Source organism: Halomonas sp. Bachu 37 (assembly GCF_039691755.1).
Taxonomy (GTDB): Bacteria; Pseudomonadota; Gammaproteobacteria; order Pseudomonadales; family Halomonadaceae; genus Vreelandella; species Vreelandella kashgarensis.
Genome location: NZ_CP137552.1, coordinates 677,243 through 691,652, shown reverse-complemented (window position 1 = coordinate 691,652; position 14,410 = coordinate 677,243). Strand labels below are relative to the sequence as shown.

Genomic DNA, 14,410 nt, shown 5'->3' with positions numbered 1-14,410 from the left:
GATGCTCAACGCCAAGAAACTACGTGACTCTGCCACCTGGCAAACCGACCTCGACACACTGATGGCACAAGTCAGCGACCATTACGTGGTCGATGAAGACACTTATGTCAATGAGCTAATCAAGTTGCTGGATACGGATCGCGAAGATTTCGCCCGCATCGAGAAGCACACCGCCGAGTTGATTCGCGATGTACGCCAGATGGATACCGCCGTCGACACCATCGACGAGCTGCTCCAGCAGTACAGCCTCGACACTCACGAAGGCTTGATGCTGATGTGCCTGGCCGAAGCCATGCTGCGAATCCCCGACAGTGCTACCGCCGATGCGCTGATCGAGGACAAGCTCGGCCCGGCGGACTGGAAGGCCCACGTCGGCAAGAGCGAGTCCTGGCTGGTGAACGCCTCCACCTGGGGCCTGCTGATGACCGGGCACGTGCTCAAGCTGGACCACCCCCGGGAAGGCCAGCCTGCCTCGTTCATCAACCGCATGGTCAACCGCATGGGCGAGCCCGTCATTCGCCGCGCCATGTATGAAGCGATGAAGATCATGGGCAAGCAGTTCGTGCTGGGGCGAGACATCAACGAAGCCCTGAAACGATCCAAGCCACTGTTCGATAAAGGCTACACCTACTCCTACGACATGCTGGGCGAGGCCGCACGCACCCGCGACGATGCCAAGCGCTATTTCGACGACTACTCCAGGGCCATCGAGCAGGTGGGCAAGACCTGCAAGTCATTGAGCGACAAAACTCCCGCCCCTTCGGTCTCGATCAAGCTGTCGGCACTGCACCCGCGTTATGAATTCGGCCGTCGCGAGCAGGTCCTGGTCGAGCTCGTCGATACCGTGAACCAACTGGTGACCAAGGCGCGGTCGCTGGGCGTCGCCCTCACCATCGATGCCGAGGAAGTCGACCGCCTGGAAATTTCCCTGGAAGTCTTTCGTGCCATCTACGAAGGTGAAGCGGCCAAGGGCTGGGGGCACTTCGGCCTGGTCGTCCAGGCGTATTCCAAGCGCGCCCTGCCGACTCTGCACTATCTCAATCGCCTGGCCGACAAGCAAGGCGACGAGATCCCGCTGCGCCTGGTCAAGGGCGCCTACTGGGACAGCGAAATCAAGGAGTCGCAACAGCTTGGCGTGGACGGCTATCCGGTATTCACCCGCAAGGCATGTACCGACGTGGCCTATCTGGCCTGCGCCCAGTTCCTGCTTTCCGATGACACCCAGGGGCGCATCTTCCCCCAGTTCGCTACCCACAACGCCCACACCGTCACCACCATTCTGGAGCTGGCCAACCACGGTAGCCGGCCATTTGAATTCCAGCGTCTGCACGGCATGGGCGAAGCCTTGTACGAAGCAGCCCTGACGCGCGCGCCGAAAGGCACCTATTGCCGTATCTACGCCCCGGTAGGCGCCCACAAGGATCTGCTGCCGTACCTGGTTCGCCGCTTGCTGGAAAACGGCGCCAACTCCTCTTTCGTCCACCAACTGGTGGACCCGGAAGTGCCGGTCGAATGGCTGTGCCAGCACCCGGTGGACAGCCTGCGCCAGTACAAGACGCTCTCCAACCCGAACATTCCCCTGCCGCGGGATATTTACGGCCCCGAGCGGCGCAACTCACGTGGCGTGAATCTCAATGTGCGCAGCCATTACGAGCCGCTGATGACGCAAATGGCCGGTTTCATGGACACCACCTACCGCGCCAAACCATTGCTGGCGTTCGAGGTCGCCGACGATGCCGCCCAGACCAAGCGCGTGACCAGCCCTTTTGATCGTCGCCAGGAGGTAGGCAGCATTCAGTGGACCACCAAGGAGCAGGCCGGTAAGGCGCTGGACGCCGCCTGGGCAGCCTTCCCGCGCTGGGAAGCGACGCCGGTTGCCGAGCGTGCCGCCATCCTGCGCCGTCTCGGCGACCTGATGGAAGAACACATGGCGGAGCTGATGACGCTCTGCTCCCGTGAGGGCGGCAAATTGCTGACCGACGGCGTGGACGAGATCAAGGAAGCGGTGGATTTCTGCCGTTACTACGCCATGCGTGCCGAGCAGATGTTCGGCGAGATTACCGAGCTGCCCGGGCCGACCGGTGAATCCAACCGTTTGATGATGGGCGGCAAGGGGGTCTTTGCCGCGATCAGTCCATGGAACTTCCCGGTTGCCATCTTCTGCGGCCAGGTGGTGGCCACCGCGGTTGCGGGTAACACGGTACTGGCCAAGCCGGCGGAACAGACCTCGATCGTCGCCCATCGCGTCATAGAGCTGTTGTATGAAGCCGGCATGCCCCGGGATGTCGTGCAGCTGCTGCCCGGTGACGGTCCAACCGTAGGCAGTGTATTGACCTCCGACACGCGTATCACCGGCGTGGTATTCACCGGCGGCACCGATACCGCACAGATCATAAACCGGGCGCTAGCGGCGCGGGAAAGCGCTCCGTTACCCACGTTAGTGGCGGAAACCGGAGGCATGAATGCCATGATCGTCGACTCCACCGCCCTGCCCGAGCAGGTCGTAGTGGATGTCATCCAATCCGCCTTCCAGAGTGCCGGCCAACGCTGCAGTGCGTTGCGCGTGCTCTATCTGCAGGATGATGTCGCGGACCGGGTCATCGAGATACTCAAGGGCGCCATGGCCGAACTGCATATCGGCGACCCCCGCGACCTGGGCACCGATGTCGGTCCGGTAATCGACGAGGATGCGCGTCAAGGCTTGAAGGCCCATATCGACAAGCTCAAGAGTGAAAATCGCCTGGTGGCGGAAACTTCGCTCTCCGCCGAACATACCGAGCACGGCACCTTCATTGCCCCGGCGGCGTTCGTCATCGATAGTATCGATGCCCTGGAGCGCGAACAGTTCGGCCCGATACTGCATATCGTGCGCTACAAGTCCCACGAGCTTGAGAAAGTCATCAACGATATCAATGGCCGGGGTTACGGGCTCACCTTCGGTGTGCATAGCCGCAACGAATCCTTTGCCGCTGAAATAGCGCAGAAAATGCGGGCGGGAAACATCTACATCAACCGTAATATCATTGGCGCCGTGGTCGGTGTCCAGCCCTTCGGCGGGCTCGGGCTTTCCGGCACCGGCCCCAAAGCAGGCGGGCCGAATTATCTGCTGCGCTTTGCCACGGAAAAAACCATTACCAATAACACCGCTGCACTGGGTGGCAACGCGTCGCTACTGGCGCTAGGCGATGAGTAAACAAGCTCGTCCAACAACTAACCTGAACTCCTGAAAAGGGAAACGTCTCATGGTTCAAAACAATCTGGCCATTGCCTTTACCTTCGTGGCGTATCTGATACTGATGCTCGGCATCGGTATCGTCGCCTACAAACGCACCACCAACCTGTCTGACTACATCCTTGGCGGGCGTACCCTGGGTCCCTGGACTTCGGCGATTTCCGCCGGTGCCTCGGACATGTCCGGCTGGCTACTGCTGGGCCTACCCGGTGCCGCCTACATCAGCGGCATTTCGGCGAGCTGGATCGCCATCGGCCTGTTGATCGGTACCTGGCTCAACTGGCTGATCGTGGCGCGCCGCTTGCGCCTTTACAGTTTCAAGGCCAGCGACTCCTTGACCCTGCCGGATTTCTTCGCCAAGCGCTTTCGTGACAATACGCAACTGCTGCGGGTGATCTCGGCCATTTTCATCCTGCTGTTCTTCCTGTTCTATACCAGCTCCGGCCTGGTGGCGGGTGGCAAGCTGTTCGAAACCGTATTCGGCTACGATTATTCCATCGCCGTGACCATCGGCACCCTCGCCATCATCTCCTACACCTTCTTCGGGGGCTTTCTGGCGGTCTCCTGGACCGACTTGATCCAGGGGCTGATGATGGCCGTGGCGCTTCTGATCGTCCCGGTCGTCGCCTTCATGGATGTCGGCACGTCCGGCGCCGCCGAAGCGCTGGCCGGGCAAAGCGAGTACATGCTCAGCTGGTTCCGCGATGCCTCCACCGGTGAGGCCTTGAGCTTCATCGGTATCGTCAGCTCACTGGCCTGGGGGCTTGGCTACTTCGGTCAACCACATATCCTTGCACGCTTCGCCGCCATTCGCAGCGACGCCGATATCCCCACGGCGCGTCGCATCGCGGTAACCTGGTCGGCGCTGACTCTGGCCTGTGCCGTTGCGGTAGGCCTGCTGGGGGTAGGTTTCATCGAACGAGATCTGGCCGATGGTGAAACCATCTTCATGGTGATGGTCAATGCCATTTTCCATCCGGTCATCGCCGGCGTGCTGTTGGCGGCCATTCTGGCGGCGGTCATGTCGACGGCGGATTCCCAGCTGCTGGTCTCCTCTTCGGCCCTGACCGATGACTTCTATAAAGCGCTGTTCCGCAAGGATGCTTCACAGAGCGAACTGGTCTGGGTAGGTCGCTTTGCGGTAATCGGCATCGCCATCTTCGCCTACTTGCTGGCGCTCGATCCGGACTCCAACGTGCTGGGGCTGGTCTCCTACGCCTGGGCCGGTTTCGGTGCGGCTTTCGGCCCGGCATTGATCATGGCGCTGTTCTGGCGGCGAATGAACCAGTGGGGCGCACTGGCGGGCATTATCGTCGGTGGTGTCACGGTCGTCGTATGGGCCGAGCTTTCCGGGGGTATTTTCGATCTTTACGAAATCGTGCCCGGCGTAATTCTGGCCTACATCGCTATTGTCGTGGCAAGCCTGGTCACACCGGCGCCCAGCGCCGAAATCACTGCCGAGTTCGATACGTTCGATCAAGCTTGATTGATACAGGCTGCGCTAGAGAATAGCGCTTGACGATGTACCGAAAGGCTGCCTCCGGGCAGCCTTTTGCCGTATAAAGCACATGCTTCATTAGTCGATTAAAGAATTGCGCCAGGTCAATATCGCTTCTGAGGCGGGTGGTTAAAATCGCTTCCATCTTTTCAGCGGCTACTTCTACGTAGCCAGTCTGCTCAACCAGGAGTGACATCCATGCGCCAAATGACTTTGCCTACATTACTCGCTGCCGGCATTGCCGCCGCCGCCATCACTACCAGCTCACAGGCGCTTGCCTATGGCGAAGGTGACTTCTTTACCCGCGTGGGCGTGGCCAAGGTAGAGCCGAAAAGCGATAACGGAAGTCTCGATGCGCTAGGGTTGACTGGCTTAGATGTCGAAGTGGATTCCGATACCAATTTTGCCTTTACTCTCGGCTACCGCTTCCATGACAAATTCGGTGTAGAACTACTGGCGGCATTGCCATTCAAGCACGATATCTCCGTTGCTGAAGGTGCAGTCACTGGTGATACCAAGCATCTTCCCCCTACGTTGACTGCTCAATACTACCCATTGGGTGGTACTGAAGCCCGTGTCCAGCCTTATGTTGGTATCGGTGTCAATTACACTAATTTCTTTGAGGAAAAAGCCACTGTTCATCTTGCTGACATCGGTGACGTGGATTTGGAACTGGATGACTCCTGGGGCCTGGCCGGCCAGGTGGGTGTCGACCTGCTGATCGACGATAACTGGGCACTCAACGCCTCAGCCTGGTACATCGATATCGATACCGATGCCAAAGTCGCTGGTGAAGATGCCGGGACCGTCGATATCGACCCGCTGGTGGTCATGGCGGGTATCAGTTACCGTTTCTAAGTAGCATTGCTCGTATAAGTAATACGGTACGTCTCAGAGTCAGCCAATGCCCACCACCCGGTGGGCATTGGCTTTTTAACTCAAGCAGGCGAATCAGTTTTCCGTCACCAACCGATCCACCTCCTCCACCGCCTTAACCACCAGCAATCGATCACCAGCCCTGACCTTTGCCTGCTGACAATAGGCATCCACCGCGGGAGCCACGTCGCAGCGCGCCGGCATCGGCCCCTCGGCTTCCGCCAAGGCGCGCAAGCGTGCAATAAAGACGTAGCGCAACCATTGGGGCATGGCCATGGTATCAATGCAAAAGGGTTGAGCACTGGCAAAGTCGGCGGCATCGGGCTGGGGAACACGCCAGAGATCGGAAGCCTTCAATGCCGCTTCCAGACGTTCCAGCGCCGTATCGAGCTGTTGATATAGCGTCATTGCTCACCTGAATCTTGGTATTTGAAGCACCATTATCTCGTCTGGTGCCCCTGTTTTCCACAGCAATTCACCTAGGGTCTGGAATACACAGAAAACTTGCAAGAGCCTGTGGATAAACTATGGAAAGGTGTGATTTGGCGCCACCTCATGGGGCCTGGCGCGTGATGCTCAATTTTTGATCGCCCTGGCGATGGCTGGGGTAGAAATATTCCCGCCCGGCGGCTGACAGAGCCCCGATGGCAAGGTAGAGTGCAGGCTCGAAACGGGAAGGATCACATGCAACCGATTCACACTCTTGATGATTTTTTCAGCCGCAGCGGGGCCGAGGTACTCCTTTACCATATGGGAAGGCGTGTCACTCCGTGCGCCAGACGACACCTCACGGAACTGGAAAGCGGCCAGTCATCCTGGCCCGAGCCGTGGCAGGGAAAGGCGCAGCTGGCGATTGTCTTTCGCCTGGGTGACATGCCAGAGCCGGCGATCTGGTTTCTGGCACTGCCGCTGGATGAAACCGGGCTGCTCGACCCGGCACCTCGTGATGCCTTTCTCCAGCGTCTCCTGGAAACCCTGGGGCGCAATGCCACCGCCACTGACGGATTGTCTGATCAATGTGACACCGAAGCCGTCGATCATTTGATGAAAGACAATCCACTGGCATTCACTCCGAGCCTGCCTTTCCAGGCCATGCTACACGCCAGGGCCAGCCGAGACCTGGGCCAGGCCGCCAGCTCTCACCTGGAACCGGTCGAAGCCTACCTGAGCCGTCAGCAACAAGTGGACTGGCAGGGCCTGGGCCTGCAGGGGCTGGCGGATTTCGTCGTGCGCATGGATGACGAGGCGGCCCAGCAACTGGCCCAGACACTGGACACGCTCCCCGACCCGGTGCTGCATTCGACCTGTTATTGCCTGGAGCATGTCGTTGCGCCACTTTCGGTAGTCGCGGCACTTCAGCAGCGCGGTGACATAGCCCTTGCCCAGGACGATGTAGAAACCCTATGCGCCTGCGTACGCGCCAGCAGTGGCAGCGAAAGCGCCCACGTCGGATTGTGGCTGGATGCGCTACTGGCCGATACCCGAGCATGCGGGCCGGATCTTCTCGCCGCCATTGCCGCTCGCGGCTGGCACCATCTTGAGGACGCCCAGCGGCTACCGTCATTTCTCGAACGCCTGGCTCAGGAGCCACGCGCCAATTTCGCCACCATGATTCGCGACCTGGCCTTGATCCCCCGGCTGCGCCTGCCGCTGGTCATGCACTTGCGCGATGCGCCCGAGGGCTCCATCATCAAACAGCGGCTGGCAGCGCTATCGACGTCGGCCACACGCGATTGAAAAGCCGAGGAGTGTCGCAAGTGAAGGAACTTCCCTACCAGGCCAAGGCCGTTATCGGGCGCCGCGAGATGGTGACCTTGCCGGAGCTGGGGCTACATATCTGTTGCAAGGCCGATACCGGCGCCCGTACTTCCGCACTGCATGCCGAGGATATCGCCACGCATGAAGATGAGCATGGTCAGCTGTGGGTCAGCTTCATTACCCACGGCGGAGGACCGGAAACCCCTGCCCATCGCATCACCCTGCACCTGCATGACCGGCGCAAGGTGACCAGCTCGAACGGACATGCTCAGTGGCGCTACGTCATTCGTACCCCCATGCAGATGGGCGATCTTGATTTTCCGGTGGAACTGACCCTGACCGATCGCAGTAACATGCGTCATGCCATGCTGCTGGGGCGACGTGCCATGCGCCGCCTGCTGGTCGCGCCCGGTGCCGCTTTCCTGCACGGCGAGCCCTGATGCCCGGGTTCCTTGATATTCGAGTACCTTGGTAGTCCAAGCACTTATCGTATTCACTACGCTATTTCTCATTCTTTTTACGGCCATGTCCGGAGCCTGTCATGCATATTGCTCTGCTTTCTCGAAATCGCAACCTCTACTCGACCCGGCGCCTGGTGGAAGCCGCCGAAAGCCGTGGCCATTCGGCCCGTGTCGTCGATACATTACGTTGCTATATGAGCATTGCGTCCCATCACCCTTCCATTCACTACAAGGGTGCGGAAATCGAGCCATTCGATGCCGTGATACCGCGCATCGGCGCTTCGGTCACGTTCTACGGCTGCGCGGTGTTGCGTCAATTCGAGATGATGAGCACCTACGTGCTCAACGACTCCGTCTCCATCACGCGCTCAAGGGACAAGCTACGTTCCCTGCAGCTACTCTCGCGCAAGGGACTAGGCCTGCCGATTACCGGTTTCGCCCACTCACCGGATGACATTCCCGATTTGATCACCATGGTCAAGGGCGCTCCGCTGGTCATCAAGCTACTCGAAGGCACGCAGGGCATTGGCGTGGTATTGGCGGAAACCAACCAGGCCGCCGAGTCGGTCATCCAGGCCTTCATGGGAATGAAGACCAACATCATGGTCCAGGAGTACATCAAGGAAGCCAGAGGTGCCGATATTCGCTGCTTTGTGATTGGTGACAAGGTAGTGGCATCGATGAAGCGCCAGGCAGCGGAAGGAGAGTTTCGTTCCAACCTGCACCGGGGCGGAACCGCCAGCGTCATTCGCATCACCCCCGAAGAGCGCTCCACGGCGATTCGTGCCGCCAAGGCCATGGGATTGCGGGTGGCCGGGGTGGACCTGCTGCGCTCCAACCATGGACCGGTCATCATGGAGGTCAACTCCTCTCCGGGATTGCAGGGAATCGAGGCGGCCACGGGCAAGGACATCGCCGGCATGATTATCGAACATATCGAAAAGAATGCTGCGCTGCCGCGTAAAACGCCAACCAAGCCGAAAGGCTAAGCAAAAAGGCGCAAAATAATTACTGTCAGGGGTGGCAAAACGGCTCGGTCAACGCCACAATCTGCGTCACCGAAGGAGGTAGACGCTCATGTTTCTCGACAATCGCCAAGTGGCGATGGATAGCGCATTGGAAGCGCTGGCCGACAGCATTGATTATTTTCAGGATAATATCGAACGCCTGCGCCCCTCGCTGCGTGATGCATTGAAACCGCATTATGAAGCGAGAATGAAGCAGATGCGCGAGCTTCAGGAACTGGCGAGAACGCATCTCAAGATGCTTCCCCGTGACGCGGATGTCGAGCGTGATGACTTTCTCTGGTTATGGAGTCGCCTGAAGAGCTTCGTGGGCAACGATAGTCAGGTCTTGATCAATGAGCTGCTGGAGCAGGAACGGGTTCTCATGCAAGCGCTCTCCAACTTGTATACCCACCCCCTGCCCGATCCCATCGAACCGGTCGTCGAGGAGTGCTGGAAAGGTTGCAGAACGCTGATTCGGGAGCTTTACAGCCTGCAGAAACGCAAGGCCCGTCGTTGACGTCATCTATTCGTTGGTCATCCCGGAAAGCCCGGGGTCGGGCTCGACACCTTTTTCCTCGTCACTATCTTCTTCGCCACTATTTTCTTCGCCACCATTCTCGAAGAGCTCAAGTCTCCTGACAGGCTCAGGCTTCTGGAGGAGCTCCAATTGCTCGAAGGTGTCTGATTCCTCAAAAGCTTCTGATTTCTCAAAAGCTTCTGATGGCTCGAGAGGTTCAAGTGCCCTAGGACCTACCACCGGCAGGATCAGTGGTTCAACTGGCCCCAGGAAGTAGGGCTTGCGTCCCCACAAGTACAAATCGCCGAGAGTGGCCACACGTGCCACCCATTCCCGCATGCGTAGCTGCCAGACACTCGATACCGTTCGTTCATAGGCGGCACAGCCGTTGACCTCCATGCCCAGCACCCTGCCAATATAAACGGCACGCGGCAAATGCCAGTCTTGAGTAATCAACATGGCACTATCCACTTCGAACACGTCGCGTGCCCGAGCCAGGGTATCGAAAGTGCTGAACCCGGCGAAGTCCATGGTCATCTGTTCGGCTGCTACGCCCCGCCGAGAAAGCTCACGCCACATCGCCCGCGGCTCGTTGTAGGCTTGAGTGCGGTTATCGCCGGAAATCAGCAAATGTTCCAACTGATCGTCTTCAATCAATCTTGCTGCGGTGGCCATGCGGCCATGAAAATGCGGATTGCGAACACCGCTGCGGGTCCAATTCGAGGTGCCGAAGACAATCCCCACCTCCTGGGCGGCGCATTGCCCCATGTCACGCTCGATATAGGGCAGCGTTCTGCCCAGTATCCACAAGTTCGCACCTACCAATAATAAAGCCGCCAGAAGCAGAATGGCTCCCAGCGACCTGATGACCAGCGTTATCCCTCTACCAACCGGCGGTTGCATTACGTTTCTTCAGCCTGGGCATAGCGGCTCCTTTCACCAACCAGAGGGAGAAAGCAGGTCAAGATCGACCTTCGCCGCGATTAGAACATTCCCAATTCTAGCTTAGCTTCGTCGCTCATCATATCGCGGCTCCATGGCGGGCTAAAGACGATTTCCGTATGGACCTTGCTGATTTGAGGCGCCCCCAGGATCTTGTTGCGGGCATCAGCTGCTATTACGTCTCCCATACCACAGCCGGGAGCGGTCAGCGTCATGCGGATGGTCACGATGCGCCCACCGCTTATCAAGCGCTCGATACGGCAGCCGTAGACGAGGCCAAGATCGACGATGTTGACGGGAATCTCGGGATCGAAGCAGGTTCTGAGCTGGCCCCAGACAAATTGCTCGATCTCATCATCCGAGGCGTCTTCGGGCAGTGTCGGACGCGGTAGTGGCTCCAACCCCAGGGCATCCAGATTACTGCCTTCGATCAGATACAAGCGGCCTTCGTAACCCACGCTGACCGAACTACCCTTGGCTTGCATGATGCTCACTGAGCTGTCTTCGGGCAGGGTCTCGGTCTTGCCGAAGGGAATGGCAATGGCATCCACGTCGCGCTGCAGGGGGAGTATGCGGCCTTTTTCCAGGCCGCTGACTTGCTCGATGTCCATAAGCTTCTCTTAGCGCAGCAGTGATTAACTCAGCTTGGTTTAGCGCAGCATCGTAATGACCCGCTGCAAGGCAGCAACGAAAGTCTCGACTTCCTCGAGGGTATTGTAAGCGGCAAACGAGGCGCGACAGGTGGCATCGACGCCAAATTGCGCCAGCAAGGGCTGGGCACAATGGTGTCCCGTGCGAATGGCCACACCGAGCTGGTCGATCAACAAGCCGATATCCTGGGAGTGAGCGCCATCCACCACAAACGAGAGCACGGCGGCTTTCTCCGGCGAGGTTCCCAGAATGCGCAAGCCATCGATCGCCTGTACCTCTTGCGTGGCGTGCGCCAGCAACTCGCCCTCCCAGGCCCCGATCTTCTCGATACCGACCCCTTCTATCCATTCAATGGCCTTCCCCAGGGCAATCACCTCGGCAATCGCCGGGGTTCCGGCCTCGAACTTGTGGGGAATGGCGGCAAAGGTAGTGGGGCTATCGAAGGAGACCGTCTTGATCATCTCCCCGCCGCCTTGCCACGGGGGCATTGCCTCGAGCAGCTCGCGTCGACCATAGAGCACGCCGACACCGGTCGGCCCGTAGATCTTGTGTCCCGAAAAGGCGTAGAAATCCGCATCGATAGCGTCGACATTCACCCGCTGGTGGGGAGTGGCCTGGGCGCCATCGACAAGAATCAAAGCCCCCTGTTCATGAGCCAGACGAGCCATTTCCGCCACGGGATTCACGGTACCCAAGGCGTTGGATACATGATTGACCGCCACCAGGCGCGTGCGCTCACTCAACAGCGCCCGATAGGCCTGTTGATCCAGCGCGCCCCTTTCATCTACCGGGATTACCTTGAGGGTAAAGCCAATCTCTGCGGCCAGAAGCTGCCAGGGCACGATATTCGAGTGGTGCTCGAGCATCGAGATCAGAACTTCGTCGCCGGCCTTGAGGTTAGCCCGCCCCCAGCTGTTGGCTACCAGATTGATCGCTTCGGTAGTACCCCGTGTGAAAATGATCTGACGCGCGTCCGCTGCTCCCAGGAAAGCGCGAACCGTCTCCCGAGTGCCCTCGAAAGCCGCCGTCGCTTCGTCGGACAGGGTGTGCAGGCCACGGTGGATATTGGCGTTATAGCGGCTGTAGTAATCATCGAATGCATCGATGACTTGCCGCGGCGTCTGACTGGTCGCGGCATTGTCCAGGTAAACCAGCGGCTTGCCGTGTACCTGGCGACTCAATATCGGAAAGTCCTGGCGCACAGCGGCCACGTCCAGTGCCGGTTGGATGACACGCTGCTCCGATGCACGCTCGATGGCCGGATGTGACATGCAAGACTCCTCGCTTATGCGTCGTTGAGGGCGGCGGCGACTTCAACCAAGCCCGCCAGATTGAACCGCTCGGGCAGCTTGCCGGCTACCGCACGCTCGACACGCTCGGCGATGGCATCGATATCTACCTGCTCCATCACTTCTCCGGCGAATGCCAGCGTCAATAGCCCTCGGGCGGTTTGCTCGTCGATACCCCGAGTACGAAGGGCGTAGACCGCCTCTTCGTCCAACTGGCCCGTGGTGGAACCATGGGAGCACTTGACGTCGTCGGCATAGATTTCCAGTTCGGGCTTGGCATCGATCTCCGCGCGGTCCGACAGCAGCAGGTTGGCGTTGCTCTGGAAGCCTTCGATCTTCTGGCTATCGCGCTTCACCACAACCTTGCCGTTGAACACGCCATGAGCGCGATCATCCAGAATGCCCTTGTAATTCTCGTTGGAGAACGTGAGAGGAGCATTGTGGTTGGCCAGGGTATGGTTATCAACGTGCTGACGACCCTGGCCGTAGAAGAGCCCATAGAAATTGGCTTCGGCGCCCTGGCCGTTCAAGTCGGCAATCAGGTCGTTTCGCACCAGTGCGCCGCCCAGGTTGAGGCTATAGGAGGTGTAGCGCGTGTCGCGTCCCTGCTCGACATGAGTGCTGGAGACATGCAGGTCGCCCAGCGGTGCTTCCTGAAGCTTGTAGTGGGTGAATATGGCCCCACGATCCAGCATGATCTCGGCCACCAGATTGGTGAAGTTGGCGGCATCCGTTTCACCGATGTGGTGCTCGATCAGCGTGGCCTCGCTACGGGCACCGGCTTCTACCAGGATACGCGGGTGGCTCATCACCGGCTGCTCGCCTTGGGTGGAAAGGAACTGCACCAAAATGGGCTTGTCCACCACCGTACCGGGCGCCAGACGGATGACAACGCCCTCTTCGGTGAAAGCGGTATTGAGTGCGGAAAAAGGTGAAAATTCGACGCCCGTCAAGCGCCCCAGCGGGCCGCCCACCGCTTCGTGGTTATTCTCCAGTGCCTGGGAAAGCGGCATCAGATGAACGCTTTCGGGAAGACCATCGAGCTCCGATAATGCACTCGAGAAGATACCGTCAACCAACGTGAGGCGGTACGCGTCGACCGGCAAGGTCAGTGCCGCCGCCTTGGCTGGTGAAAAATCCGCACTCTCGGCGAACGCAAACCGGCCACGGGAAATGGGACGCACATCGGTATATTTCCACGCCTCATCGCGCCGTGTGGGAAAACCCATCGCCTCGAAACGAGCCGCGCCCGCCTGACGCCGCGCGGCGATCCAGGTAGGTTCCGGCCCGCGCTGCTCGGCGCGAGCGACAAACGCGTCCATGAAATGGGTTACATCGCTCATGCAGCGGTCTCCTCGATACCTTCATAGCCCTGGGCTTCAAGCTGCTTGGCCAGTTGCGCGTCTCCACTCTTGACGATGCGGCCATCGACCAGCACATGCACCTTGTCCGGCACCACGTAGTCCAGTAGCCGCTGGTAGTGAGTCACCATGAGGATGGCACGCTCGTTGGCACGCAGGCTGTTCACGCCATCGGCGACGACCCGCATGGCGTCGATATCCAGACCCGAGTCGATCTCGTCGAGCATCGCAAGCTTGGGCTGCAATACCAGCATCTGCAGGATCTCGTTGCGCTTTTTCTCTCCGCCGGAGAAGCCTTCGTTCACCGCGCGCTGGAGGAAGCTGGCATCCATCTTCATGAAGGCCAGCTTTTCCTTGATCAGTTTCATGAATTCGGGAGCGGGTATCTCGCTTTCACCCCGCGCTTCACGCTGTGCGTTCAAGGCTGCCTTGAGCAAATAGATGTTCTTGACCCCAGGGATCTCCACCGGGTATTGGAAGCCCAGCAACAGCCCGGCCTGGGCGCGCTCCTCGATTTCCATCTCCAGCACATCCTGGCCTTCGAAAGTGATGGTGCCGGAAGTCACCTCATAGCCATCCTTGCCGGCAATGACCGCCGACAGGGTGGACTTGCCCGCCCCGTTGGGACCCATGATGGCATGGACTTCCCCGGCCTGAATGGTCAGGTTCAGACCCTTGAGGATTTCCGTACCTTCCACCTTGACGTGCAGATCCTTGACTTCGAGCATCTTGAGTACCTTTCGATTCTGGCGAGCCGCCACTGCGACCCGAATTAAGTTAATTCCGCTTCACGCGAGGCGCGTCATGAGCGACATCGT

At 59.1% G+C, this 14,410-nt stretch carries 13 protein-coding genes; 7 read left to right on the top strand and 6 right to left on the bottom strand.

All coding sequences use genetic code 11. The annotated features are described in order from the left end of the window. The first annotated feature begins 1 nt into the window (after position 1). The 3 genes from putA (at position 2) to R5M92_RS03085 (ending at position 5,588) form a co-directional block, all read left to right on the top strand. Positions 2–3,193, top strand: a complete 3,192-nt coding sequence (putA, locus tag R5M92_RS03095) for a bifunctional proline dehydrogenase/L-glutamate gamma-semialdehyde dehydrogenase PutA (protein ID WP_346797766.1) — start codon at positions 2–4, stop codon at positions 3,191–3,193. A gap of 49 nt (positions 3,194–3,242) precedes the next feature. Continuing rightward, positions 3,243–4,718, top strand: coding sequence for a sodium/proline symporter PutP (gene putP, locus R5M92_RS03090; RefSeq protein ID WP_346797765.1), 1,476 nt, complete (start codon positions 3,243–3,245; stop codon positions 4,716–4,718). 210 nt (positions 4,719–4,928) lie between these two features. Then, a complete protein-coding gene (locus tag R5M92_RS03085) occupies positions 4,929–5,588 on the top strand; it encodes an OmpW/AlkL family protein (protein WP_346797764.1) in 660 nt (219 codons plus the stop codon). Positions 5,589–5,681: 93 nt separating this feature from the next. On the opposite strand, the gene R5M92_RS03080 is transcribed toward R5M92_RS03085, so the two are convergent. Beyond that, complete coding sequence (locus R5M92_RS03080) at positions 5,682–6,014, bottom strand: YqcC family protein (RefSeq protein ID WP_346797763.1); 333 nt, start codon at positions 6,012–6,014, stop codon at positions 5,682–5,684. A gap of 276 nt (positions 6,015–6,290) precedes the next feature. Between R5M92_RS03080 and R5M92_RS03075 the strand changes: the two genes are divergently transcribed. The 4 genes from R5M92_RS03075 (at position 6,291) to R5M92_RS03060 (ending at position 9,349) form a co-directional block, all read left to right on the top strand. Beyond that, positions 6,291–7,343 (top strand): DUF3549 family protein, encoded by a 1,053-nt coding sequence (locus R5M92_RS03075; RefSeq protein WP_346797761.1) that lies wholly within the window; start codon positions 6,291–6,293, stop codon positions 7,341–7,343. A gap of 20 nt (positions 7,344–7,363) precedes the next feature. Next, positions 7,364–7,804 (top strand): ATP-dependent zinc protease, encoded by a 441-nt coding sequence (locus tag R5M92_RS03070; RefSeq protein ID WP_346797760.1) that lies wholly within the window; start codon positions 7,364–7,366, stop codon positions 7,802–7,804. A 101-nt stretch (positions 7,805–7,905) separates the two neighbouring features. Beyond that, the gene (gene rimK / locus R5M92_RS03065; protein WP_346797758.1) at positions 7,906–8,814 is read left to right on the top strand and encodes a 30S ribosomal protein S6--L-glutamate ligase; all 909 of its coding nucleotides are present in this window, start codon (positions 7,906–7,908) and stop codon (positions 8,812–8,814) included. A gap of 88 nt (positions 8,815–8,902) precedes the next feature. Beyond that, positions 8,903–9,349 carry a hypothetical protein gene (locus R5M92_RS03060; protein WP_346797756.1) on the top strand — a complete coding sequence of 149 codons (447 nt, stop codon included), beginning with the start codon at positions 8,903–8,905 and terminating at the stop codon, positions 9,347–9,349. 6 nt (positions 9,350–9,355) lie between these two features. Here the strand turns inward: R5M92_RS03060 and R5M92_RS03055 are convergent, their stop codons facing one another. From R5M92_RS03055 to sufC, 5 genes are all read right to left on the bottom strand, one after another. Next, positions 9,356–10,252, bottom strand: coding sequence for a SanA/YdcF family protein (locus R5M92_RS03055; RefSeq protein ID WP_417339053.1), 897 nt, complete (start codon positions 10,250–10,252; stop codon positions 9,356–9,358). Between the two features lie 80 nt (positions 10,253–10,332). Next, positions 10,333–10,902: a putative Fe-S cluster assembly protein SufT gene (gene sufT / locus R5M92_RS03050; protein ID WP_346797755.1), complete on the bottom strand. Its 570-nt coding sequence runs from the start codon at positions 10,900–10,902 to the stop codon at positions 10,333–10,335. Between the two features lie 39 nt (positions 10,903–10,941). Further along, the gene (locus R5M92_RS03045) at positions 10,942–12,213 is read right to left on the bottom strand and encodes a cysteine desulfurase (RefSeq protein WP_346797754.1); all 1,272 of its coding nucleotides are present in this window, start codon (positions 12,211–12,213) and stop codon (positions 10,942–10,944) included. Between the two features lie 14 nt (positions 12,214–12,227). Continuing rightward, complete coding sequence (sufD, locus tag R5M92_RS03040) at positions 12,228–13,574, bottom strand: Fe-S cluster assembly protein SufD (RefSeq protein WP_346797752.1); 1,347 nt, start codon at positions 13,572–13,574, stop codon at positions 12,228–12,230. Then, positions 13,571–14,320 (bottom strand): Fe-S cluster assembly ATPase SufC, encoded by a 750-nt coding sequence (sufC, locus tag R5M92_RS03035; RefSeq protein ID WP_346797750.1) that lies wholly within the window; start codon positions 14,318–14,320, stop codon positions 13,571–13,573. Before sufC ends, sufD begins: the two co-directional genes overlap by 4 nt. Positions 14,321–14,410 lie beyond the last annotated feature (90 nt).

Bases quoted from the DNA above. Each gene is read 5' to 3' on its own strand.
- putA (WP_346797766.1), top strand. From the start codon at position 2: ATGCTCAACGCCAAGAAACTACGTGACTCTGCCACCTGGCAAACCGAC.
- putP (WP_346797765.1), top strand. From the start codon at position 3,243: ATGGTTCAAAACAATCTGGCCATTGCCTTTACCTTCGTGGCGTATCTG.
- R5M92_RS03085 (WP_346797764.1), top strand. From the start codon at position 4,929: ATGCGCCAAATGACTTTGCCTACATTACTCGCTGCCGGCATTGCCGCC.
- R5M92_RS03080 (WP_346797763.1), bottom strand. From the start codon at position 6,014: ATGACGCTATATCAACAGCTCGATACGGCGCTGGAACGTCTGGAAGCG.
- R5M92_RS03075 (WP_346797761.1), top strand. From the start codon at position 6,291: ATGCAACCGATTCACACTCTTGATGATTTTTTCAGCCGCAGCGGGGCC.
- rimK (WP_346797758.1), top strand. From the start codon at position 7,906: ATGCATATTGCTCTGCTTTCTCGAAATCGCAACCTCTACTCGACCCGG.
- R5M92_RS03060 (WP_346797756.1), top strand. From the start codon at position 8,903: ATGTTTCTCGACAATCGCCAAGTGGCGATGGATAGCGCATTGGAAGCG.
- R5M92_RS03055 (WP_417339053.1), bottom strand. From the start codon at position 10,252: ATGCAACCGCCGGTTGGTAGAGGGATAACGCTGGTCATCAGGTCGCTG.
- sufT (WP_346797755.1), bottom strand. From the start codon at position 10,902: ATGGACATCGAGCAAGTCAGCGGCCTGGAAAAAGGCCGCATACTCCCC.
- R5M92_RS03045 (WP_346797754.1), bottom strand. From the start codon at position 12,213: ATGTCACATCCGGCCATCGAGCGTGCATCGGAGCAGCGTGTCATCCAA.
- sufD (WP_346797752.1), bottom strand. From the start codon at position 13,574: ATGAGCGATGTAACCCATTTCATGGACGCGTTTGTCGCTCGCGCCGAG.
- sufC (WP_346797750.1), bottom strand. From the start codon at position 14,320: ATGCTCGAAGTCAAGGATCTGCACGTCAAGGTGGAAGGTACGGAAATC.